The 22,344-nt window shown below is 71.6% G+C and carries 17 protein-coding genes; 9 read left to right on the top strand and 8 right to left on the bottom strand.

What is annotated here, in order from left to right:
- Positions 1-19 precede the first annotated feature (19 nt).
- Complete coding sequence (locus REH65_RS04375) at positions 20-868, top strand: serine hydrolase (RefSeq protein ID WP_406691382.1); 849 nt, start codon at positions 20-22, stop codon at positions 866-868.
- Here the strand turns inward: REH65_RS04375 and REH65_RS04370 are convergent.
- From REH65_RS04370 to REH65_RS04360, 3 genes are all read right to left on the bottom strand, one after another.
- Positions 829-3,009: a terpene synthase family protein gene (locus REH65_RS04370; protein WP_406691381.1), complete on the bottom strand. Its 2,181-nt coding sequence runs from the start codon at positions 3,007-3,009 to the stop codon at positions 829-831. The two genes, REH65_RS04375 and REH65_RS04370, sit on opposite strands and share 40 nt — an antisense overlap.
- 131 nt (positions 3,010-3,140) lie before the next feature.
- Positions 3,141-4,739, bottom strand: a complete 1,599-nt coding sequence (locus REH65_RS04365; protein WP_406691380.1) for an amidohydrolase — start codon at positions 4,737-4,739, stop codon at positions 3,141-3,143.
- Between the two features lie 57 nt (positions 4,740-4,796).
- A complete protein-coding gene (locus tag REH65_RS04360; protein ID WP_406691379.1) occupies positions 4,797-5,645 on the bottom strand; it encodes a hypothetical protein in 849 nt (282 codons plus the stop codon).
- 512 nt (positions 5,646-6,157) lie between these two features.
- Here REH65_RS04360 and REH65_RS04355 point away from each other — a divergent pair.
- The 3 genes from REH65_RS04355 to REH65_RS04345 all read left to right on the top strand — a co-directional run bounded on the left by REH65_RS04355 (position 6,158) and on the right by REH65_RS04345 (position 8,970).
- Complete coding sequence (locus REH65_RS04355; protein ID WP_281455780.1) at positions 6,158-7,351, top strand: Glu/Leu/Phe/Val dehydrogenase; 1,194 nt, start codon at positions 6,158-6,160, stop codon at positions 7,349-7,351.
- Positions 7,352-7,662: 311 nt separating this feature from the next.
- Entirely contained in the window at positions 7,663-7,866 is a 204-nt protein-coding gene (locus tag REH65_RS04350) for a cold-shock protein (protein WP_145739725.1), read from the top strand.
- A 165-nt stretch (positions 7,867-8,031) separates the two neighbouring features.
- The gene (locus REH65_RS04345; protein WP_406691378.1) at positions 8,032-8,970 is read left to right on the top strand and encodes an NAD-dependent epimerase/dehydratase family protein; all 939 of its coding nucleotides are present in this window, start codon (positions 8,032-8,034) and stop codon (positions 8,968-8,970) included.
- Between the two features lie 161 nt (positions 8,971-9,131).
- Here the strand turns inward: REH65_RS04345 and REH65_RS04340 are convergent, their stop codons facing one another.
- On the bottom strand, positions 9,132-12,029 hold the full coding sequence (locus REH65_RS04340; protein ID WP_406691377.1) for an FAD-binding and (Fe-S)-binding domain-containing protein: 2,898 nt from the start codon (positions 12,027-12,029) through the stop codon (positions 9,132-9,134).
- A 169-nt stretch (positions 12,030-12,198) separates the two neighbouring features.
- On the opposite strand from REH65_RS04340, the gene REH65_RS04335 reads away from it, so the two are divergent.
- The 3 genes from REH65_RS04335 (at position 12,199) to REH65_RS04325 (ending at position 16,196) form a co-directional block, all read left to right on the top strand.
- Positions 12,199-13,389: a pyridoxal-phosphate-dependent aminotransferase family protein gene (locus tag REH65_RS04335; RefSeq protein ID WP_406691375.1), complete on the top strand. Its 1,191-nt coding sequence runs from the start codon at positions 12,199-12,201 to the stop codon at positions 13,387-13,389.
- A gap of 2 nt (positions 13,390-13,391) precedes the next feature.
- On the top strand, positions 13,392-14,657 hold the full coding sequence (locus REH65_RS04330) for an SLC13 family permease (protein WP_406691374.1): 1,266 nt from the start codon (positions 13,392-13,394) through the stop codon (positions 14,655-14,657).
- A gap of 168 nt (positions 14,658-14,825) precedes the next feature.
- The gene (locus REH65_RS04325; RefSeq protein WP_406691373.1) at positions 14,826-16,196 is read left to right on the top strand and encodes an FAD-binding oxidoreductase; all 1,371 of its coding nucleotides are present in this window, start codon (positions 14,826-14,828) and stop codon (positions 16,194-16,196) included.
- A 48-nt stretch (positions 16,197-16,244) separates the two neighbouring features.
- Here REH65_RS04325 and REH65_RS04320 read toward each other — a convergent pair whose 3' ends face one another.
- The 4 genes from REH65_RS04320 to REH65_RS04305 form a co-directional block, all read right to left on the bottom strand.
- A complete protein-coding gene (locus tag REH65_RS04320) occupies positions 16,245-16,412 on the bottom strand; it encodes a hypothetical protein (RefSeq protein WP_281455786.1) in 168 nt (55 codons plus the stop codon).
- Positions 16,413-16,477: 65 nt separating this feature from the next.
- Entirely contained in the window at positions 16,478-17,914 is a 1,437-nt protein-coding gene (locus REH65_RS04315) for an amino acid permease (protein ID WP_406693080.1), read from the bottom strand.
- 165 nt (positions 17,915-18,079) lie between these two features.
- Complete coding sequence (locus REH65_RS04310; protein ID WP_406691372.1) at positions 18,080-18,562, bottom strand: VTT domain-containing protein; 483 nt, start codon at positions 18,560-18,562, stop codon at positions 18,080-18,082.
- A 107-nt stretch (positions 18,563-18,669) separates the two neighbouring features.
- A complete protein-coding gene (locus tag REH65_RS04305; protein ID WP_281455789.1) occupies positions 18,670-19,371 on the bottom strand; it encodes a FadR/GntR family transcriptional regulator in 702 nt (233 codons plus the stop codon).
- 171 nt (positions 19,372-19,542) lie between these two features.
- Between REH65_RS04305 and REH65_RS04300 the strand changes: the two genes are divergently transcribed.
- Together REH65_RS04300 and REH65_RS04295 are read left to right on the top strand one after the other, a co-directional pair.
- Positions 19,543-20,985 carry an acyl-CoA synthetase gene (locus REH65_RS04300; protein WP_406691371.1) on the top strand — a complete coding sequence of 481 codons (1,443 nt, stop codon included), beginning with the start codon at positions 19,543-19,545 and terminating at the stop codon, positions 20,983-20,985.
- Positions 20,978-22,327 carry a carboxyl transferase domain-containing protein gene (locus REH65_RS04295; RefSeq protein ID WP_406691370.1) on the top strand — a complete coding sequence of 450 codons (1,350 nt, stop codon included), beginning with the start codon at positions 20,978-20,980 and terminating at the stop codon, positions 22,325-22,327. Before REH65_RS04300 ends, REH65_RS04295 begins: the two co-directional genes overlap by 8 nt.
- Positions 22,328-22,344: the final 17 nt, after the last annotated feature.

Below are 22,344 nucleotides of genomic sequence, written 5' to 3'. Positions count from 1 at the left end.
GTTTTCGAGGAGGTCATGAGTGGGGTTTGCGGAGCGGTTCGAGGCCGAGTTGGCGGGGGTGGAGCTTCCCGGGCGGGTGGGGATCGCCTGTTGGGATCTGCGGGAGGACGTGCCCGTGCTGCGGGGGGCCGAGGTCGAAGTGCACTCGGCGAGCACCATCAAGGTGCTGGTGATGATCGCGGCGTTGCGGGCCGTCGCCGACGGGCGGCTCGACCTGGATCGGCTCGTGGATTTGCCGCGCGAGCGGACCCGGGGGACCGGGGTGCTGTTCGAGATGCCCAGCGTCGCTTCGGTGTCCTTGCGGGACCTGATCGCGCTCATGATCGTCGTCAGCGACAACGGGGCCACCAACGCCGTCATCGACGAGGTCGGATTCCCCGCGATCGCCGAATGCATCGCGGATCTGGGCTGCACGGGAACGCGCGTCGAACGGCACATCATGGACACCGAGGCACCCGGCGTCCTGCGGACCACCGCGCTCGACCAGGCGCGCGTCATGGCCGCCCTCGCCCTGGGCGCAGCGCTGCCCCCGACCGAGACCGAGCACGCGCTGGGCGTGCTCGCGCGCCAGCAGGTCGTGGACCGAATCCCGTTGCGGCTGCCCGAGAACGCGCGCTGCTGGAACAAGACCGGCGAGATCAAGGGGCTGCGCCACGACGTCGCGCTGCTCAGCACCGACGACACCCCGCAGGTCGTGCTCGCCGTGCTCATCGACCAGCTCACCGACCCGGTGTCCACGAAGGGCTACCGAGGCGGCGACGGCGTCGAAGCCGCCGCCGCCATCGGAGAAGCCGCCTGGCGGACCCTCGCCCAGCCCGGCGAGAGGATTCAGCCCAGCACGGGATCCCACGGCGTCGAAGGCGCGTAGAGCGACCGGATCCCGCTCAGCGGGGCGTTGTGCCGCAACTCCTCGTCGCGGTAGCGGGCCACCTGCTCGTGCCAGTTGAGGATGCCGGCCAGCCAGTCCTGGAGCTCCTCGGCGTGCTCGTTCAACGCCTTCTGCGCCTCCGGCGAGACCTGGCGCTCCTCGTACAGGGCGGGCAGTTCCACGTCGATGACGTGCCGGAACTGCTCCATCCTGGCGTTGAACAGCTCGTGCACGATCTCGAACGCGCGGTCCTGGTCGCAGTCCAGGAAGTTCTGGACCACCAGGACCGCGTTGTGCACCTCGCCCTCGAACTCGACCTCCTTGCGGTAGGAGAACACGTCGTTGAGCAGCGTCGCGCAGTCGATCGCCGAGTTCTCCAGGTTCTGCACCGCGCGGGTCTCGTACAGCTCCGGCGGCACGACGTCGCCGTGCGAGAAGCGGGCCAGGCTGATCGTCATGTCCGAACCGAACGTCGCCCGCCGCATCTCCACGTAGTCCACCGGATCCGGGATGTGGTTGAGCGCCTGGTTGTCCAGCTCCCACACCCAGCTGTCGATCATCACCTCGACCGCGTCCCGCAACGACGCCCGCTCCCGGGCGTTCATCGGTGCCGTCGTGCGCCGCCACAGGTCCGCCAGACCGCGCTCCATCATGTTCACCGGCACGATCCCGGGCTCGCCCGAGTCGGTCATGATCTGCTTCAACCGCTGGTTCTGCGCCTTCGCGCCGGTGATGTCGCGGGCGTGGCCGTACCGCTGCGGGTAGAGGTCGTCGCCGTAGGTGCCCCACACCAGCCAGTGCGAGGCCAGGTCCAGCTCCTCCAGGCTCGCGTCCGGGTCGAGCCCGGCGGCGCACAGCGGCAGGTCGTTGAACCGCACCGCCGCCTCGTCCCACACCGGCTGGACCTCGGTGAACATCCCCATCTCGCGCGACCAGTCCACCGCGTGCTCGCGGGCGACGTCCAGGTGCGAGCACAACCGCAGCTCGAACGGAACCTCCAGCTGCGGCCGCCGCACCGGGCCAACCGGCTGGTACGGGACGTGGTTGAAGCTCCGAAAGCGTTGCGGCGTGGTCGATGCCAGCGACTTGGCGATGTAGGCCCCCGCCGTGCCCAAGCCCGTCGGCCCGCCCAGCACCGCCGTCGACCCGCCGCCCTCGGGGTAGCGGCCGGAGGCCATGTGCCACTCGTGCCCGCCGGACTGCCAGTCCTGCAAGCCCTTGGCGTAGCCCAGCACCGCGAACCGCCCGGCCGGATCCACCCCGTGCTCCTCGAGCAGTCTCGGGATCTCGGTGACCGCGGTGTGCTCGAACTGGTGCATCCGGGAGGTCAGCAGGTCGTTGACGGTCTCGGCGGCCTCCTGCGTGTCGATGCCCAGGAACCGCTCGAAGACCAGCACGCCGTTGCTCAGCTCGCCCTCGTCGGTGACCTCGCGCTCGTAGGAGAACAGGTCGTTGCGCAGGTGCACCGCGTCGGAGAACGTGTCCCGCAGGACCTTCAGCGGCCGGGTCCCGGCGAGTTCCGCCGGGACCTCCATCCCCACCGCGTGCTCGACCAGGTTCGCCGACCACGGGGCGCCGCCGACCTTGCGGCGCATCTCGATGTACTCGATGGGGTTGGACAGCCGGCCCTCGCTGATGTTGTGCAGCTCCCACAGCGACTCGTCCAGCAGCGCCTTGGTGCTCTCGGCGAACCGGCGGCGCCAGTCGACGCTCATCGACGGCACCGTGCGCCGCCACAGATCCGCCAGACCCGCCTCCACCGGGTTCGTCGGCTCCTCGGTGATCTCCCCCTCCACCGGCATGAACGCGCGCAACCGGTCGAGGTGCTCGCGGGCCGCGGTGAGGTCCGGATCGCGCTTGTAGAGCTCGACGAAGTGGTCGTCGAAGTAGAACACCCACACGTACCAGTCGGTGACCAGGTCCAGCTCGTCACCGTCGCAATCGGGGTGGGTGTAGGCGCACAGCAGCGCGTAGTCGTCGCGATCCAGGTCGGCCTCGGTCCAGATCTCCTTGCCCTGCTGCGGGACGTCGATCATCTCCATGCGCCGGGCCCACTGCTTGGTGTGCTCGCGCGCGCGTTGCAGGTTCGGGTTCAGGCGGGCCGGGTAGGACAGGTAGAACTCGGGCAGTCGGAACGACATGGGTCAGCGGCCTCCCAAGGGATGTGCACCGTCGCCGCAGACGCAACCAGTCCCGTCCAGCGCGGCCAATGCCTGGCCGCGGTTGGCACACGATCGGGATGTGACATCGCCCGCCCGGCCCAGTCCCAAGATCACCGATGGTGCACGATCACACCGTCCACCATCGTCAGATCCACCCCGCAGGACGCGATCTCCGCCGCAGGCAGCGCGAACGGATCGGCGTCGAGCAGCACCAGGTCGGCCGCCTTGCCGACCTCGATCGTGCCGGTGCTGCCCTCGACGTGGTTCACCCACGCCCCGCCCGCCGTGCAGGCCGCCAGCGCGTCGACGAGCTGCAGCGATTCGCCCGGGCCGAGGGCATCGTCCGAGCCGGGCTCGCAGCGGTTGACCGCCACGTGGACGCCCAGCATCGGGTCGGCCTCCGACACCGGCCAGTCGCTGCCCACCGCCAGCACCGCGCCCGCCGCGCGCAGCGAGCGGAACGGGTACTGCCACGAGGTGCGGGTGTGGCCGAGCCGGGGCGCGGTCAGCTCGGTCATCGCCGCGTCCTGGACCGCCCAGCGCGGCTGGATCGTCGCGGCCACCCCGAGTTCCCGGAAGCGGGGGAGATCGCCCGGATGGACCACCTGGACGTGGGCGATCTGGTGACGCAGCGCGGGATCGCTCCCGCGGACCGCGTCCAGCGCGTCGCGCACCGCCCGATCGCCGACCGCGTGGAAGTGCAGCTGGAAGCCCTCGGCGGTCAGCGCGGGCACCGCCTCCGCCAGCTCCTCCGGGGACACGAACGACAGGCCCCGACCGTCCCGCCCCAGGTAGGGCAGGCGCAGCGCGGCCGTGGCGTTCTCGCACACCCCGTCCTGCATGATCTTGACCGTCTCGGCCCGGAACCGCTCGCCCCGCGCCCGCTTGCGGCGCTCCACCAGATCCGGCACCTGTTCCGGTCCGCGATCGCGGTCCCACCACAGCGCGCCGCGCACCTTGCCGGTCAGCATGCCCCGCTCGTCCGCGGTGACGTACGTGCTCAGCAGGTCGTCGTAGCCCAGGTAGCGGCCGATGATCGCGTCGTGCCACGACGTCACGCCGCGCGCGTGCAGGTGCCGCTGCCCCTCGGCCAGGGCGTCGAGGTGCTCCTGGGCACCGGTGACCGGCAGCACGTGCTCCATCAGGCGGGTCGCGCCCTCGTGCAGGGTGCCGTCGGGACGCCCGGCCGGGTCGCGCTCGATGCGCCCGTCCGGCGGATCCGGGGTGTCCCGGCCGATGCCGGCCAGCCGCAGCGCCACCGAGTTCACCCACGCACCGTGGTGATCGCGGTTGACCAGGTACGCGGGCCGGTCCCCGGTCACCGAGTCCAGCGCCCGCCGGGTCGGCGTCCCGCCCGGGAACTGCGCCACGTCCCAGCCGCCGCCGAGCAGCCACGGCGAGTCCGGGCGGGCGGCGAGGTGCTCGGCGACCAGCCGCAGGCAATCGGCCGCCGACTCGGCCCCCGAGAGGTCGCAGCGCCCGTGCAGCAGGCCGCCGAAGACCGGGTGCACGTGCGCGTCGTGGAACCCCGGCAGCAGCAACCGGCCGCGCAGCGAGATCACGTCGGTGCGCGGGCCGATCCGCTCGCGCACCGCGTCCGCACCGACGGCCGCGATCCGGCCGTCGCGCACCAGCACCGCATCGGTGAACGACCGCGCGGCGTCCATCGTGGCCACCGGGCCACCCAAGAACGCCACCTCACCGACCATGAGCTGATTGTCGCAGCAGGTCGGTGCGGTGGCGCCGGTCAGTTCCGGACAGGCGGCCTAGACGCGCTCGCCGGTGATGGCGGCGACGGCGCGTTCGCGCTGCGGTTCGGTGACCTCCGGGAGCTGGAAGCCCCGGGCGCGGATGTGGTTGAGCAGGTCGGGCTCCGGCGCCACGCCGTGTTGACGCAGGTAGTAGGCCACCGCGCCCGGCCAGATCCAGGTCCCGTCGGTGTGGAAGGTCATCGGCACCGCGCCGGTGCGCTGCCGGTCCAGCCGGTCGTCGTCGTAGCTGCGCGCGGCCAGCACGACCGGGGCAGTCTCCAGGTACTCCGCCACTCGATCGGCCTCCGCGCGACCGATCTCGGCACGCTCGGTGATCGGGTTGCCGCGGTCGTCGAAGACCTCCGCGGTGCGCAGCGGCGGGCCACCGGCCTGCGGGGGCCCGGGTTGCGGCGATCCGACCTGCGGGGCGGCCTCGCCGGCGAGCCAATGCGGGGTGGCGGCCGCCGGGCGCGGGTGCAGCCGCAGCTCCTCCGCGCGGGCGGAGGGCGGGGGAGGGGTCTGCCATTCGGGTTCGCGGTCGCCGTTGAAGTCGACCGCGTAGCTGCCGGGCCGCTGCAGCCGGTAGACCGCGCTGACCCAGGTGCCCCGATCGGGCTGGTACATGCCGCGCCGCAGCCGCTCGAACAGCGGACCCGCCTCCGGGGGCGCGGCGAGCGGGATCGCGCTGCCGTTGGGCGCGATCAACCGGCACACCGTCTCGACGTGGCCGCCGAGGGAGCGGTACTCCGTCGTGGACTCGTGCCAGCCGGGTGGAAGCGCGCGCACGATCACCCGGCCGATCTCCTGGATCAACTGCTGCTGCGTGGCTTCATCCAGCGATCCCGGCGGCTCAGGTTGGCTCATGACTCCCATCCTTCCAGTCGTGCAGCGAGGCGGTGCACGCCGTTCCCCGAGTCCGGATTCGACCCTTCCGCTCCGGGATGTCGGATTCGCGAAATCGGGGCGAAGGCATCACGAGCGCCTTCGGGTGGAAGCTTAGGACCAACGCGCCGCCGGCGGGGGCCGGTTGAGTTGATCTCGTTACGCAGCAACCGGATACGCCCGTTTTACCGGCCGTCATGCACCCGTTCCGACGTCGTAACGGTTGTCCGAACCGACGATTGTTGACAATCTCTCACCCCCGGCCTTAGCTTCGAGCCATTGGGCGGACGCGGGAGGTGGACTCATGCGAACCGAGTTGAAGAGCTTTCCGCGTCCGACCCGGTCTGCGGACCTTCTCCTCACGATCAGACTCCTCGAATTAGCACGTAGCTGATCGGCTTCGACGAACCACACAGGGCGGATATCCGCCCTATCTCGTCGTTGCCCGATCGCGTTACCCCGTCTCGTATGCGCTCTGAAAGGAGGTATCGCCCATGGGACTCGTCGGCGGCGAACCGCTCATGAAGGTGACCTGGACGGATCCGGTGACAGGCAGCAACGGCTTCCTCGTCGTGCACAGCCTGGTGTCGGGTCTCGCCACCGGCGGGACCAGGATGCGTGCCGGTTGCACGATGGAAGAGGTCGAGCACCTGGCGCGCGGCATGGCCCGCAAGACCGCTGTCTTCGAGTTGCCCGTGGGTGGGGCGAAGGGCGGCATCGACTGCGACCCGAAGGACCCGCAGGCCAAGGGAGTGCTCCGGCGCTACCTCCAGGCGATGCGCCCGTGGCTGGACGCGCACTGGGTGACCGCCGAGGACCTCGGCGTGCCGCAGCACCTGATCGACGACGCGTTCGAGGAGCTGGGGATGCACCAGTCCTACCACGCGGCCATCCGCCGGTCCCCGGACGTGGAGCGCACGCTGCGCCGGGTGCGGGCCGGGCTCAACGCGCCGGTGCCGGGCGGGCTGCTGCTCGGTGACGTCGTCGGCGGTTACGGCGTCGCCCAGTGCTGCCTGGGCGTGGTGCACGCCCGCGACTGGGCTGCGGAGGAGACCACCGTGGCCGTGCAGGGCGTGGGCACGATGGGCGGCGGCGCCGCCTTCTACCTGCACGAGGCGGGGCTGAAGGTGGTGGCGATGGCCGACGCGGCCGGAACCCTCTACCACCCGGACGGGCTGGACGTGCCGACGCTGCTGGAGGCCCGCGACCGGTTCGGCGAGATCGACCGCGACCAGGTCCCCGCCGGTGTGGAGCTGCTGCCGCGCGACGCGGTGCTCTCCCAGGAGGTCGACGTCCTGATCCCGGCGGCGGTGTCCTTCGCGATCGGCACCGACCGGGTGCCGGACGTGGCGGCGCGGGTGATCGTCGAGGCGGCCAACAACCCGGTCACGCCCGAGGCGGAGGAACTGCTGGCCACCCGCGGGATTCCGGTCATCCCGGACTTCGTGGCCAACGCCGGTGCCGCGGCGTGGGCGTGGTGGCTGCTGCTCGGGCGGGTCGACGCCGATCCCGTGCTGTCCTTCCAGGTGCTGCGCGAGGAGATGCTGGCCAAGATCCCGCTGCTGCTGGCGGCCTGGGACACCGAGGGGCACACGCCGCGCGACGCGGCGCTGATGCTGGCCGAGCAGCGCACCGAGCAGAACCGGGTCGCCGAGGAGAGCGGGGAGGCCCTGCTGAGCATTCCGTGACGACCAGCGGTGCGGTCCCCGGGTTCACGCGACCCGGGGACCGCGTCGTTCGAACTCGAAAAGTCTTGTGGCGGACCGGGTACGGTCTCATGCTGACCGCCTGCGATCAACGTGTGACAACCTGCTACCACGGTGCTAGCGTGACTCGTGGTTGCGGTTTTGGTCCTTGCAGTACTGGAAGAGTGCCTGCCAGAACGCAGGCGCTTTTTTTGTGCCGCGGTGCCTGGCTCCGCGCGCTGCCGGTGATCAGCTCTGCCAACCAGGGGTCTGCGCGGTGTTGACCCCGGCCAGCAGAAACGGGAGAACAAGGAATGGCTAGCGGTACGGTCAAGTGGTTCAACGCTGAGAAGGGCTACGGGTTCATCACCCCCGACGGCGGTGGCTCTGACGTCTTCGCCCACTACTCCGCCATCGACGCCACCGGTTTCCGCACGCTGGAGGAGAACCAGCGCGTGGAGTTCGAGATCGCGCAGGGCCCCAAGGGTCCTCAGGCGGCGGGCATCCGCACCGTCTGACTCGCTGCAGTCCTCGACGAGCGGCGGGCCGTGACCGCCGGTCCGCCGCTCACCGCAGATGATCTTCCTCTCGCCGATCACCGGCGAGTTTCACCCGATGGGGCAGGGTGTCGCGGGGTAGCCTCGGGGCTCGCTGACGTTTGACCAGATGCGAGGTTCCGGGGAATGCCCCTGCGTGTGGTTGTCGCCGGTGCGTCCGGTGTGGTCGGAAGAGCTCTGCTGCCGCAGCTGCGGGAGCGCGGTCACCACGTGACGGCGCTGTCGCGCAGAGCCGACCGGCTGAACGAGCTGTCCGCCGACGAGGTCGTGGCCGTCGACCTGCTCGAACCCGATGCGCTGCGGATCCAGCTGCGCCGGTGCGCTCCCGACGTGGTGATCGACCAGACCTCGGCGTTCGGCGCCGCCGATCCGCAGGAGGCGTTGCGGCGCACCGCGAAACTCCGCGAGCGCGGCTGCAAGAACCTCCTCGACGCCGCCGTGGCGGCCGGGGCCCGCCGGTTCATCGCCCAGGGCATGACCGCGGCCTACCGCGCGCACGGGCACGACGTGCTCGACGAGGAATCCCCGCTGTGGATCGACGCCCCCGGAGCCTGGGGCGAGCTGGTGCGGGCGCTGGCCTCGATGGAGGAGGAGCTGTTCACCCGCTCCGGCATCGAGGGCATCTCGCTGCGCTACGGCGCCCTGTACGGCCCGGACACCCAGTACGCGCCCGGTGGTGACGTGCACGCGCGGGTGGTCGGCAGCGAGCTGCCGCTGGTCGGCGACGGGGTCGGGCTCACCTCCTTCACCCACGTGGAGGACGCCGCGGGGGTGATCCTGGAACTGCTCGAAGGCGGCGATCCGGGCGCCTACAACGTCGTCGACAACGAGCCGGCCGAGTCCTGCGAATGGCTGCCGGCCTACGCCCGCATGGCCGGAGCCCCGGCCCCGGTCGCGCTGACCCTGGAGCAGGCCCAGTCCCAGCTGGACTGGCTGACCGTCCACCAGCTCACCGAGCAGCGCGGCGCGACGAACTTCCGCCTCCGCGAAACCCTGGGCTGGAAGCCCACCTGGCCCAGCTGGCGCGAAGGCTTCGCCGCCCTCTTCGGCCTCTGGCCCTCCTGACCCACAACACCACCGCGACGCCGCCGCTGCTCCGACGCCGCCCTGCGGGAGCTCTCGGTTGGGGTGGTGCTCGACAGAGGGCAGTTTTTCCTCGAATCACCTGAGATCAATGTCCGTTTTGTCCGGACAGTTCGAGGAAAAACCGCCCCCTGCCGGGGGGCTCACCCGAAGACGGCGTCGTGGAGGAGTTCCACCGGGTGCCGTGCCTGGCGCCCGGTGCCGTGGGCGACCTGCTGGCGGCAGGAGACGCCGGTGGCCGCCACGGTCGCCTCGGGAGCGTCCTCGATGGCCGGGAACAGGCGTTGGCCGCCGATGGTCATCGACATCTCGTAGTGCTCGGTCTCGAAGCCGAACGAACCCGCCATCCCGCAGCACCCGGCGTCGAGCACCTCGACCTCCGACAGCGACCGGAGAACCCGGGCCGACGACGCCGTGCCCAGCACCGCCTTCTGGTGGCAGTGCCCGTGGAACAGGACCTTCTCCGGTCCGCGCCGGGGCGTGAGCGTGCCGTCGTCGAGGGCTTCGGCCAGCAGGTCCTCGACGAGGCCCGCGCTGCCCGCCACCCGGGAATCGCCCAGCAGCTTCGGGTGCTCGTCGCGCAGCGTCGACACGCACGAGGGCTCGCAGCCCACGATCCGCACACCCCGCTCGGCCTCCGGCACGAGCGTCGACACCAGCTTCCCGGCGACCTCCTCCGCCCGGGGGAGAAGGCCTTTCGAGATCTGCGGCCGCGCGCAGCACACCCCCGACTCGACCCGGACCCGCCACCCGGCGTGCTCCAGCAGCCGGATCGCCGCCCGCCCGATGTCCGGCTCGGTGTGGCTGGTGAACGAGTCGGCCAGGAACACCACCTCGCCCCGCTCACCCGGGGTGACACCCGCAGCGGTGGGCGTGGCCGGCCGGGAGCGGTTCCAGCGCAGCAGGTCGTTCCGGCGGAAGGAGGGGAGCGGACGGCGGCCGTCGATACCGACGACCTTCTGCATCAGCGCCCGCACCGGCCCGGGCCGGGCGAGCAGGTTGGTCAGCGGTGCGGCCATCGCGCCCAGCCGGTAGAGCTGCCGGGTGGCGCCGAAGACCCGGCTCCGCAGGTCGGTGCCGTGCTGGGCGTGGTGATGGGCCAGCGCCTCGCTCTTGAGCGTCGCCATGTCCACCGACATCGGGCATTCGTGCTGGCAGGCCTTGCACTCCAGGCACAGGTCGAGCACCTCCTTGAGCCGCTCGTCGCCCAGCGCCGCGCGCGGATCGGGTTCCGACAGCGCCAGCACCAGCGCGTTGGCGCGGCCCCGGGTGGAGTGCTCCTCGTCGCGGGTGGCCATGAACGAGGGGCACATCGCTCCGCCCGAGGTCTCGGGCTTGCGGCAGGCGCCGATGCGCTGGCAGCGCTCGGCCTCGCCGCGCATCCCGCCGTAGCGGGTGAAGTCGAAGTGGGTGTCCAGCGACGCGGCCACCGGGATCGTGGGCTCGCGCAGGTTGTCGGTCATCGGCGGCGCGTCGACGATCTTGCCCGGGTTCATGATGCCCTCGGGGTCGAACAACGCCTTGACCTCCCGCATCGCCTCGTAGACGGTGTCGCCGAAGATCTTGCGGTTGAACTCGCTGCGGGCGTAGCCGTCGCCGTGCTCGCTGGAGTTGACCCCGCCGTAGGACAGCGCCAGGTCGCAGACCTCCTCGGCGACCGCGCGCATGGTGGCGACCTGGTCGGGGCGGGTGAGGTCCATGAACGGCCGCACGTGCAGGCACCCGGCGGAGGCGTGGCCGTAGAACCCGGCGCGCAGCCCGTGGTCGTCGAGGATCTGGGCGAACTTGGCGGTGTACTCGGCGAGGTGCTCCGGCGGCACGGCGGTGTCCTCGACGAAGGCCACCGAGCGCTCGGTGGAGCGACCCGCGGCCATCAGCAGGCCGAGGCCGGACTTGCGCAGCGCGCGCAGCGGGGCCAGTTCGGCGTCGGTGGCGGCCAGTCGGGTGGCGTAGCCGTGGCCCTCGGTGCGCCAGGTGGCCACGAGCTCCTCGGCTCCCGCGCGGGCCTCCTCGATCGTGTCGCCGTAGAACTCGGCGAACATCAGCGCCCGCGGATCGCCGTCCAGCGCGTCGAAGAGGTGCGCGTGCTGCGGTGATCTCCGGGCCAGGTCGAGGATGAAGTTGTCCACCATCTCGATCCCGGCGGCGCCGGTGCGCATCGCCGCGTCGGTCCCGGCGATGCAGGCGGCGGTGGAGTCGAAGTGCCCGACGACCATCACGGTCGCCTTCGGTTTCGGGATGAGCCGCACCAGCGCCTCGGTAACGGTGACCAGTGTGCCCTCGGCGCCCACGACGAACTTCGCCAGGTCGAACGGCCCCTCGGCCAACCGGTCGAGCCGGTAGCCGCCGGCGCGGCGCCAGAACTGCTGGGACTGCTCGGCCAGACCTGGGCGGGCGGAGTCGACGATCTCCGGGAGCCGCCGGTGGATCCGGCCCTCCAGGGTGTCCGAAGTGGACCTGGTCAGTCGGTCGGATTCCGAGATCTCGCCCAGCCGCACCGGGTTTCCGTCGGAGAGCACGACTTCCAGACCTTCGACGTGGTCGATGGTCATGCCGTAGCGGGCCGAGCGCGAACCGCAGGAGTTGTTGCCGATCATGCCGCCGAGCGTGGCTCGGTTGCTGGTCGAGGTGTCCGGCGCGAAGAACAGGCCGTGCGCGCCGGCCGCGAGGTTAAGCTCGTCCTGCACCAGCCCGGGTTGCACCCGCGCCACCCGGCGATCCGGGTCCAGCTCCAGGATTCGGTTCATGTGGCGGGAGAAGTCGAGCACCACGGCCTCGCCGACGGTCTGCCCGCAGTGGCTCGTCCCGGCACCGCGCGGGAGCACGGCGACCCCGGCCTGCGCGCACAGCCGCACGGTGGTCGCGACGTCCTCGGCGTGGCGGGGGAACACGACGCCGAGCGGCCGGACCCGGTACATGCTGGCGTCGGTGGAGTAGAGGTGGCGGGAGTAGTCGTCGAACCGGACGTTTCCGTCCAGGTTCCGGGCCAGTTCGGTGGCCAGCTCGGAAGCGGCTGCCCGGGTGGTGGCTTCGTTGCGCACTGCGTGTCCTTCCCGCGTTTTCCTGCCGATTTCGCGGCGGTGGCCGGCTGGAACAGGTGTCAAGGCGGAAGTGAGCCACTTGACATGATCGGCTCGCTGTCTACAGAATTCAACCCACTGGAACGCGGTTTTCACATGCCGGAAGATCGTCCTCACCGTGGAGGATCGAATGTCCGTTGCCAGCAGTCGCCACTTCCTGCAGATCCCGGGACCGAGCAACGTTCCCGACCGGGTGCTGCACGCGATCGCCAACCCCACCATCGACCACCGGGGGCCGGATTTCGCCGACCTCGCCCTGGAGGTCTTCGACAAGCTCCGCGCCGTGGCGCGCACTTCCGCCGACGTCGTGCTCTACCCCTCCTCGGGCACCGGGGCGTGGGAGGCCGCCCTGGTCAACACGCTCTCGCCCGGCGACGAGGTGCTGATGTACGAGACCGGGCACTTCGCCGATCAGTGGTCCGAGCTGGCGAGCTCGCTGGGCCTGCGCCCCGAGACGATCCCGGGCGACTGGCGCAGCGGCGTCGACCCGGGCGCCGTCGAGGAACGGCTGCGGGCCGACGCCGAGCACCGGATCAAGGCCGTGGCCGTGGTGCACAACGAGACCTCCACCGGCGTGGTCAGCGACATCGCCGCGGTGCGCGCCGCCCTCGACGCCGCCGACCACCCGGCGCTGCTGCTGGTCGACACGATCTCCTCGCTGGGCTCGGTCGACTACCGGCACGACGAGTGGGGCGTGGACGTCACGATCGGCTGCTCCCAGAAGGGCCTGATGCTGCCGCCCGGCATCGGCCTCAACGTGATCAGCGCCAAGGCGCTGCTGGCCTCGCAGTCGGCGACGCTGACCAAGTCCTACTGGGACTGGCAACCGCTGCTGGCCGCGGGAAAGCAGGGCTACTTCCGCTACACCCCGCCGACCAACATGCTCTTCGGGATGCGCGAAGCCCTGTCGATGCTGCTCGACGAAGGGCTCGACGAGGTCTACGCGCGCCACGACCGGCACGCCGCCGCCACCCGCGCCGCCGTGCGCGCCTGGGGGCTCGAAATCCTGTGCCGCGACCCGGGAACCGCGCCCGGCACCGACTACAGCAGCGTGCTGACCGCGGTGCTGATGCCCGGCGAGCACGACGCAGACCACCTGCGGAAGGTCATCCTGGAGCGCTTCGACACCTCGCTCGGCGCCGGACTGTCCAAAGTGGCCAAGAAGGTGTTCCGCATCGGGCACCTCGGCGCGTTCAACGACGCCACGCTGCTGGGCACCCTCGGCGTCGTCGAAGCCGGGCTGGGGCTGGCCGGGGTGCCGCACCGGCCGGGCGGGGTCACCGCCGCGATCGCCGAGCTGACCGGCAGATCGGGGGCGTGACCATGTCCGCCGAACTGATCTCGATCCTGGCGCTGGTGGCCATCTTCGTCGTCACCGGCGTGTTCTCGGTCAACATGGGGGCGCTGGCCTTCGCCGCCGCGTTCCTCGTCGGCACCCTCGCCGGCGGCATGACCTCCGACGACATCCTCGGCGGATTCCCAGGCGACATCTTCATGGTGCTGGTCGGCGTCACCTACCTGTTCGCCATCGCCCGCGCCAACGGCACGATCGACTGGCTGGTCTACCGGTCGGTGCAGCTCGTGGGCGGCAGGCTCGCGCTCGTGCCGTGGGTGATGCTGGCGGTCTCGGCGCTGCTGACCGCCATCGGGGCGGTGCCGCCCGCGGCGGTCGCGATCATCGCGCCGGTCGCGATGGGACTGGCCGCCAAGCACGGCATCAGCCCGCTGCTGATGTCGGTGATGGTCGTGCACGGCACGATGGTCGGCGGGTTCTCGCCGATCTCGGTGTTCGGCGTGATCGTCAACGGCGTGGTCGACCAGAGCAGGCTCGACGGCAGCCCGCTGTTCCTGTTCTTCGCGAGCTTCGCGCTCAACCTCGTCTTCGCCGCCGTCGCGTTCGCGCTGCTGAGCAGGCGCAGGAGCGTCGAGACACCGGTTCCCGCCGATGCTCCCGGGGCCGCTCGCGACGACGCGCTGCTGGAGCGGGTGGAGCTCAGCCGCGACAAGGTGCTGACCCTCGTCGGCATCCTGACGATGGTCGTGCTGACGCTGTTCCTGGAGCTCGACATCGGTCTGGTGGCCATCACCGTGGCCGTGGTGCTCGGCGTCATCTCCCCGCAGGCGCACCGCGACGCGGTCAAGAACGTCACCTGGCCGACCGTGCTGCTCATCTGCGGCGTGCTCACCTACGTCGGCGTCCTGCAGGAGCTGGGCACCGTCGACTACGTCAGCCACGCGGTCAGCAGCATCGGCGTCCCGCTGCTGTCGGCGTTCCTGCTGTGCCTGATCGGCGCGGTGGTCTCGGCGTTCGCGTCCTCCACCGGGCTGCTCGGCGCGCTCATCCCGCTGGCGGTCCCGCTCATGGCGAGCGGTCAGGTCGGTGTCGCGGGCATGGTCGCCGCCCTGGCGATCGCCTCCACGGTCGTAGACATCAGCCCGTTCTCCACCAGCGGCGCCATCATGCTCGCGAACTCCCGCGAGTCGGAACGGGACTCCGTCTTCAAGGGCCTGGCCCTCTACGGGGGCGCCATGGTCGTCATCGCCCCGGTCGTCGTCTGGCTCACCATGATCGCCCCGGGCATCACCTGACCCGGGTGCGGACGATTTCCATGGAAGTCGGGGACCGGGTTTCCCTCGAAATCCGGTCCCCCGGGGCGGGAGGAGCGGAGAAGGTCACTCCGGGGTGGGATGCGGGCGTTCGGCGGTTTAGGTTTGCCGTGGTAAGAGCCCTGTTCGAAGCCTGGGAGAGACGAGGCGATGATCCCCACCGACGCACTGCGGGAGCTGCTACCCGACGGGCGGGTGTTCGACGATCCGGACGTGCTGGCGGCGCACAGCCGGGACCGAGCCACGTTCTGCCCGGCCGGGACGCCGGCGGCGCTGGTCCGGGCGCGCGACACCGACGACGTGGCGGCGGTGCTGAAGTGGGCCCACGCCCACCGGGTTCCGGTCGTGCCGCAGGGCGCGCGCTCCGGCCTGTCCGGCGCGGCCAACGCGCTGGACGGCTGCGTGCTGCTGTCGCTGGAGAAGATGGACGCCATCATCGACATCGACGTCGACGAGCAGCTGGCCGTGGTGCAGCCCGGCGTGGTCAACGGGGTGCTCGCCGCCGCCGTCGCCGAGAAGGGCCTGTTCTACCCGCCGGACCCCGGCTCGCGCAGCATCTCCACCATCGGCGGCAACGTCTCCACCAACGCGGGCGGCATGTGCTGCGTGAAGTACGGCGTGACCGGCGACTTCGTGCGCGGCCTGGAGGTCGTGCTGGCCGACGGCAGGGTGATGCGCACCGGGCGCCGCACCGCCAAGGGCGTCGCGGGCTACGACCTGACCCGCCTGATCGTCGGCGCCGAGGGAACGCTCGGCGTGGTCACCGAGGTGACCGTGGCGCTGCGCCCGGCCTCCGCCCAGCCGCTGACCGCCGTCGCGTTCTTCCCCCGCGTCGCCGACTCGGCGCGCACCGTCTCCGGCTACCTCGCGGAAGGGCACCGGCCCTCGGTGCTGGAGTTCATGGACGCCTCCTCGGTCGCCGCCGTCCAGCAGATCGCCGACCTCGGCTTCCCCGACGGCATGGCCGCCATGCTGCTGGTGCAGTCCGACCGCGGCGACGAGGCCCCGGCCGACCTGGCCGCCTTCGAGAAGGTGGCGCGCGCGATGGGCGCGGCCGAGGTCGTGGTCTCCGACAGCGCCGCCGAGGGCGAGATGCTCATGCAGGCCCGCCGGCTCGTCGGCGACGCCCACGAGAAGCTCGGCAAGGCGCTGCTCATCGACGACGTCTGCGTCCCGCGCCGCCACCTGGTCGACCTGGTCGACGGCATGGAGCGCATCGCCGGGCAGCACCGGGTGCAGGTGCTGTGCTCCGGGCACGCCGGTGACGGCAACATGCACCCCGTCGTCGCGTTCGACGACTCCGACGCCGAGGAGACCGAACGCGCCCAGCAGGCCTTCGACGCGATCATGCAGCTGGGCCTGGACCTGGGCGGCACGATCACCGGCGAGCACGGCGTCGGTCAGCTCAAGCGCGCCTGGCTCGGCCGCGAGCTCGACGAGGCCGGGCTGTGGGCCTCGCGCGCGATCAAGGACGCGCTGGACCCGCACCACGTCCTCAACCCCACCCGCGTCCTGCCGTGAACGCGAACGCGCCGGGCCCCGAAGCGGAGCCCGGCGCGTTTCAGCAGGTCAGCGGTCGTACTCGTCGTCGACCGGGACCGTGCGGTACTGCTCGGAGACGTCGGCCGGATCCGCGTCGAGCGGGATCTCGACCGCCGCGGACTCGTCCTCGTCGGGCAGGTCCTCGGCTCGGCGCGCCTGCTCGACCGCGTCGGCTTCGGGCGTCTCGGGATTCATCGAACCTCCCGTGATGGTGGGTTCCGGTACCAGCGACCGTAGCTCCGATTGTGCCCGCGCGTCGGTCAGTCCTCGACCCGCTGCGCGTCGCGCCGCCCCAGCAGCGCGTGCCCGCGCCCGTAGCCGAAGTAGATCAGCAGGCCGATGAGCAGCCACGCGGCGAACCGCAGCCAGGTCACCACGTCCAGGTTCGCCATCAGGTACAGGCAGGCCAGTGCGGTGATCACCGGCAGCACCGGGGACAGCGGCATCCGGAACGGGCGCTCCAGCTCGGGCTTGGTGCGGCGCAGCACCGGCACCGCCAGCGCCACGATGAGGAACCCGGACAGCGCGCCGATGCTGACCATGTCCGACAGCTCCGAGATCGGGATGAACCCGGCCAGCAGCATGATCACCACCGCACCGCCGATGGTCATCCGGTGCGGGGTGCCCCAGCGCGGGTGCACCTGGGAGAGCTTGGGCGGCAGCAGCCCGTCGCGGCTCATCGCGAAACCGATGCGGCCGATGGTCACCAGCTCCACCATCATCACCGAGGTCAGGCCGGTCACCGCACCCAGCGAGATCACCGCGGCCACCCACGGCTGGCCGACCGACTGGAACGCCGCCGCCAGCGGTGCGCCCTCGTCGATCTGCCGGTAGTCGACCATCGCGGCCAGCATGAACGCCACCAGCACGTACAGCGTGCAGACGATGAGACTGCCCAGCAGGCCCACGGGCAGGTCCCGGCGGGGCCGCCTGGTCTCCTCGCCGAGGTTGGCCAGCGCCTCGAAACCGGTGTAGGCGAAGAACACGACGGCCGCGGCCGTGAGCACGCCGCCGAAGCCGTACACCGACTGCTCCATGCCCAGCACCGCCGACACCAGCGGCTGCTCCAGGGCGCTCGCGCTGCTCTCGGCGGGCTGCGCCGGCGGGATGAACGGGTGCAGGTTCGCGCCGGTGACGAAGAACAGCCCGGCGACGATCACCAGCACGCACACCGCGACCTTGACCACGACCAGCGCGTTGGTCACCCACGAGGACTCGCGGATGCCGACCACCGCCACCACCGTGAGCACCGCGATGATGAGCACGGCGCCGACGTTGACGGTCGCGTCCTCGCCGAACCAGGCCTGCGGCAGACCCAGCAGGTTGGCGATGTAGCCCGACCAGCTCCGCGAGACCACCGCGGCGCCGAGCGCGAACTCCAGCAGCAGGTCCCAACCGATGATCCAGGCGAACAGCTCGCCCAGGGTCGCGTAGGCGTAGGTGTAGGCGCTGCCCGCCGTGGGGACCGAGGAGGCCAGCTCGGCGTAGGCCAGCGCCGCTAGGGCGGCCACCACGCCGCCGATGACGAAGGACAGCACCACGGCGGGTCCCGCGTGGTCCTTCGCCTCGATGCCGGCGAGGGTGAACACACCGGTGCCGATGATGATGCCGATGCCGAACCCGATGAGGTCCTTGCCGGTGAGCCTGCGGACCAGGCCGCTGCGCTCACCCCGGGAGAGGATGTCCTCGACGGGCATCGTTCGCAGAAAGTTCACGGGAGGGCACGTTAGAAGATCTCCTCCGCGACGGCTCACCCCGCCTCGCGGAGTGTGACCTCACCGGTACTCAAAGTGACTCCGGGTGCACGGCGGACTCGGCCGGGTGATCATCGCAATACGCCCGAATCGGGTGAGAACCGCAGATCAGGAGCCCAGCCAGGTCACCAGCTCCGGTGCTCCGGCGACGAGCAGGAAGTGCCCGATCCGGCCGACGAGGCTCGCCGCGAGGTAGCCGAGCAGGGGGAGTCCGGCCGCGCCGGACAGCAGCGACATCAGGCTGAACGGCGGGATGCCGGGAACCGCGCTGACCGCCAGCACGGCCATGCCCCACCACGGGTGCTCCTGGGTCCGCTGGTGGAACCGCTCGACCCAGGCGGCCCACCGGCCGGTGCGCTCCTTCTGCACCCGCTTGCTCAACCGCTCGCCGAGCGCGAAACCGCCCTTGCCCGCGAGGAAGAACAGCGTCTTGGCGGCGACCTGGCCGATCGCGGCGGCGAGCGCGAACGCCCACCACGGCACCGAGTGCACGGTGGGGACGACGCCGAGCAGGTAGAGCTCGATGTTCACCAGCGGGAAGACCGCGCCCAGCGCGGCGGTGCCCGCCGTGCCCAACAACCACCCGATCACTGCAGCGCCGACCCCCAGGAGAGAAAACCTGCGGCAGCCTATCGGGGGATGGCCGGATCAGGCCCCCGGGCCCCGCTCAGGCGGTCCTGCTCAGGCTTCGGTCCTGCTCAGGCTTCGGGGTCCCAGTCCAGCAGCCGCACCCGGCTGACGGTGCGCAGGTGCCGCGCCATCGCCGAGGCCGCGGCCTTCGCCTCGCCGTTGCGGATGGCCTCGGCGATGCGCTCGTGCTGGGCCAGCGATTTCGGGGGCCTGCGCGGCTGCCGCAGCGATTCGCTGCGGCTCTCGGCGATCTCGCGGGCGATGGTGCGCATGAACTCCGCCAGCAGCGCGCTGTGCGCGGCGGCGGTCACCGCCGCGTGGAAGCGCCGGTCGCCGTCCTCGCCGACCTCGCCCGCCTCGATCTCGGCGCGCATCGCGTCCAGCGCCGCGTCGATCTCGGCCATGTCGGAGTCGGTGCGCCGCTGCGCGGCCAGCTCGGCGAGCTTGGTCTCCAGGCCCTCGCGGGCGTCGAGCACGTCGGGCAGCCGCCGCTTGCGCTCCACCAGCTCCTCGACCGGCTCGACTTCGAGGGATTCGCGCAGCAGGTAGGTGCCGCCGCCGTGGCGCACCTCGACCAGGCCCTGGACCTCCAGCACCACGATCGCCTGCTTCACCGAGGCGCGGCTGACGCCGAGCTGCTCGGCGAGGGTGCGCTCGGGTGGCAGCCGGTCGCCCGCGCGCAGGCCCGAGTCGGCGACGTGCTCGCGCAGCCGCTGCACGACCTGCTCGTACAGGCGTGGGCGGTTCAGCGGTCGGAGTGAGTCGGACACCGGCGCGCTCCAGGATCGTCAAGAGGCAAACTGGCTGAGCCAATTCTGCCACATTCCCTTGACGCCCCTCGTTCCGGACGGCAAAAGTTGGCTCAGCCAGTTGACCACTGCCGTCCGGCGGTGGCCTGCGGGCGGTGAGAGATTTGCCCGGAGAGAACCCGGAGGTAGCAGGTGCTGTTCCCGAAGTTGCGCGAACCCGACGACACCGAGGCGCTGCGGTTCGGAACCCGCGCCCTGACCTACCGGGAGCTGGCCGGTCTCGCCGGTGCGATCGCCGAGTGCGTCGCGGGCAAGAGCCGCGTCGCGGTGTGGGCGACCAACACCCTGGAGACCGCCGCCGCCGTGATCGGCGGGCTGGCCGCCGGCGTCGCAGTGGTGCCGGTGAACCCGAAGGTGGGGGAGCGGGAGCTCGCCCACATCCTCGGTGACAGCGCCCCCGAACTCCTGCTCGCCGCACCGGGTTTCGCCCCGCCCGCCGGGCTCGACGGCGTGGAGATCGCCGAGATCGACCTGGCCGCCCGCGGCGGCGTGCTGCCGCCCGAGGCGCCCGCCGACGCGCCCGCGCTGATCGTCTACACCTCCGGCACCACCGGGCCGCCCAAGGGCGTCGTGCTGCCGCGCCGCGCGCTGAGCGCGAACCTCGACGCCCTGGCCGAGGCCTGGGAGTGGACCTCCGCCGACGTGCTCGCCCACGCCCTGCCGCTGTTCCACGTGCACGGCCTCATCCTCGGCACGCTGGGCCCGGTCCGGCTCGGCGGAACGGTGCACCACCTGGGCAAGTTCTCCTCGCAGGCCATCGCAGACGAGCTCTCCGGCCCGGCCACGATGATGTTCGGCGTGCCGACCATGTACCACCGGCTCGCCGAGGACGCCGAGGCCGACCCGAAGATCGGCCAGGCCGTCGGCAAGGCCCGGCTGCTGGTCTCCGGCTCGGCGGCGCTGCCCGCCGTGGAGCACGAGCGCATCGAGCGGCTCACCGGTCAGCGGGTCGTGGAGCGCTACGGCATGAGCGAGACGATCATGAACTGCGGCGTGCGCGCCGACGGCGACCGCAGGCCCGGCTACGTCGGCAAGCCCTTCGCCGGTGTCGAGCTCAAGCTCGTCGACGAGCAGGGCGCCGAGATCACCGTCAGCGACGACGAGACCGTCGGCGAGATCCTGGTGCGCGGCGACAACCTGTTCAGCGGTTACCTCAACCGCCCGGACGCCACCGAGGCCGCCTTCGCCGACGGCTGGTTCCGCACCGGTGACGTGGCCACCCGCGCGCCCGACGGCTACATCCGCATCGTGGGTCGCAAGGCCACCGACATCATCAAGAGCGGCGGCTACAAGATCGGCGCGGGCGAGATCGAGAACTGCCTGCTGGAGCACCCGGCCGTGGCCGAGGTCGCCGTCACCGGCGAGGCCGACGTGGACCTGGGCGAGCGGATCATCGCCTGGGTGGTGCGCGCCCCCGGCGCCGAGGTCGCCGGCGCCGAGCTGGTCGACCACGTCGCCCGGTTGCTCACCCCGCACAAGCGCCCGCGCGAGGTCCGCTTCCGCGACGCGCTGCCGCGCAACGAGATGGGCAAGGTCCAGAAGAAGGCCCTCCAGGCTGGGCCGGGCAATGGGTGAGCCCAGCCCGGCGAGCGAGTCCAGCGCCGTGCGCGAGCTGGTCGAGGCGATCGGCTCGGACTTCGCCGAGTTCGACCCGCCGCCGCGGCGCACCGCCGCCGACGGCCCGCTCGGCTGGCCCGGCTACGCCGACCAGCGCGCCCGAGCGCACGACCGCACCGACACCGGGGAATCGGTGCTCTGCGGTCGGGCGCGCCTCGGGGAGCGGGAGGCGGTGCTCATCGCCTTCGACTTCGCCTTCCTCGGCGGTTCGGTCGGCGAGGAGGCCGGGGCCCGCGTGGTGGGCGCTTTCGCCCGCGCCCGCGAGCTGCGGCTGCCGGTGATCTCGCTGGTGGCCTCCGGCGGCAGCCGGATGCAGGAGGGCATCCGCGCGCTGCAGCAGCTGCAGGCGATCACCCGCGCCTGCCTGCTGGCCGGGCAGGACGGCATCCCGCACATCACGGTGCTGCGCGACCCGACCACCGGCGGCATGTGGGCCGCGTTGGGCGCCGCCGCCGACGTCGTGCTGGCCGCGCCCGGCGCCCGCGTCTCCTTCGGCGGCGCGCGGGTGCGCTCGGCGGGCGAGGACGGTGACGACTTCCGCGCCGAGGGCAAGTTCGCGGACGGCCAGGTGGACCGCATCGTCGAGGAGTCCGCGCTGCCGGAGGTGCTCGCCGAGCTGGTCGCGCTGCTGCACCCGGACCGGAGCGGGCCGGAAGCCGCTCCGGTCCCGGCCGCGCTCGGCGCTCGGACCCCGCCGGAGACGGGGATGCGGGCCGTCGAACGAGCCCGCGCGGCCGAGCGGCCTCGCGCCCGGGATTACCTCGACGCCCACTTCAGCACCCGGTTCGAGATCAGCGGCGATCGCGCCGGGGGTCGTGACGAGGGCATGATCTGCGGTTTCGGCGAGCACGACGGCCGCGTCACGGCGTTCGCCGCCCAGACCGGAACGGCCAACACGCCGGCCGGATTCCGCACCGCCGCGCGGCTGATCCGGCTCGCGGACCGGCTGGGCCTCCCGGTGCTCACCCTGGTCGACACCCCCGGCGCCGCCAACGACGCCGCCGCCGAGCGCGGCGGCGTCGGACCGGCCATCGCGGAGGTCTTCGGCGCGGTCGCGGCCGCTCGGGTCCCGGTGACCACGCTGGTCATCGGCGAAGGGGGCTCCGGCGGCGCGCTGGCGCTGGCGGCCCCGGAGGACACCTGGGTCACCGCCGACGCCTACTTCGCGGTGATCGCCCCCGAATCGGCCGCCGCGATCCTCAAGCGCGACCCGGCCGAGGTCCCGCGACTGGCCGACCACCTCAAGCTGCGCCCCCAGGACCTGGTGGAACTCGGCTTCGCCCGCGGAATCGTCCGCTGATCGCCGGTTCGCCCGGT

It is taken from the genome of Saccharopolyspora sp. ID03-671 (genome assembly GCF_045278815.1).
Classification (GTDB): domain Bacteria; phylum Actinomycetota; class Actinomycetes; order Mycobacteriales; family Pseudonocardiaceae; genus Saccharopolyspora; species Saccharopolyspora ipomoeae.
This window is presented reverse-complemented; position numbering and strand designations above follow the sequence as displayed.

Bases quoted from the DNA above. Each gene is read 5' to 3' on its own strand.
- REH65_RS04335 (WP_406691375.1), top strand. From the start codon at position 12,199: ATGTCCGTTGCCAGCAGTCGCCACTTCCTGCAGATCCCGGGACCGAGC.
- REH65_RS04320 (WP_281455786.1), bottom strand. From the start codon at position 16,412: ATGAATCCCGAGACGCCCGAAGCCGACGCGGTCGAGCAGGCGCGCCGA.
- REH65_RS04350 (WP_145739725.1), top strand. From the start codon at position 7,663: ATGGCTAGCGGTACGGTCAAGTGGTTCAACGCTGAGAAGGGCTACGGG.
- REH65_RS04315 (WP_406693080.1), bottom strand. From the start codon at position 17,914: ATGCCCGTCGAGGACATCCTCTCCCGGGGTGAGCGCAGCGGCCTGGTC.
- REH65_RS04365 (WP_406691380.1), bottom strand. From the start codon at position 4,739: ATGGTCGGTGAGGTGGCGTTCTTGGGTGGCCCGGTGGCCACGATGGAC.
- REH65_RS04325 (WP_406691373.1), top strand. From the start codon at position 14,826: ATGATCCCCACCGACGCACTGCGGGAGCTGCTACCCGACGGGCGGGTG.
- REH65_RS04295 (WP_406691370.1), top strand. From the start codon at position 20,978: ATGGGTGAGCCCAGCCCGGCGAGCGAGTCCAGCGCCGTGCGCGAGCTG.
- REH65_RS04360 (WP_406691379.1), bottom strand. From the start codon at position 5,645: ATGAGCCAACCTGAGCCGCCGGGATCGCTGGATGAAGCCACGCAGCAG.
- REH65_RS04355 (WP_281455780.1), top strand. From the start codon at position 6,158: ATGGGACTCGTCGGCGGCGAACCGCTCATGAAGGTGACCTGGACGGAT.
- REH65_RS04345 (WP_406691378.1), top strand. From the start codon at position 8,032: ATGCCCCTGCGTGTGGTTGTCGCCGGTGCGTCCGGTGTGGTCGGAAGA.
- REH65_RS04330 (WP_406691374.1), top strand. From the start codon at position 13,392: ATGTCCGCCGAACTGATCTCGATCCTGGCGCTGGTGGCCATCTTCGTC.
- REH65_RS04370 (WP_406691381.1), bottom strand. From the start codon at position 3,009: ATGTCGTTCCGACTGCCCGAGTTCTACCTGTCCTACCCGGCCCGCCTG.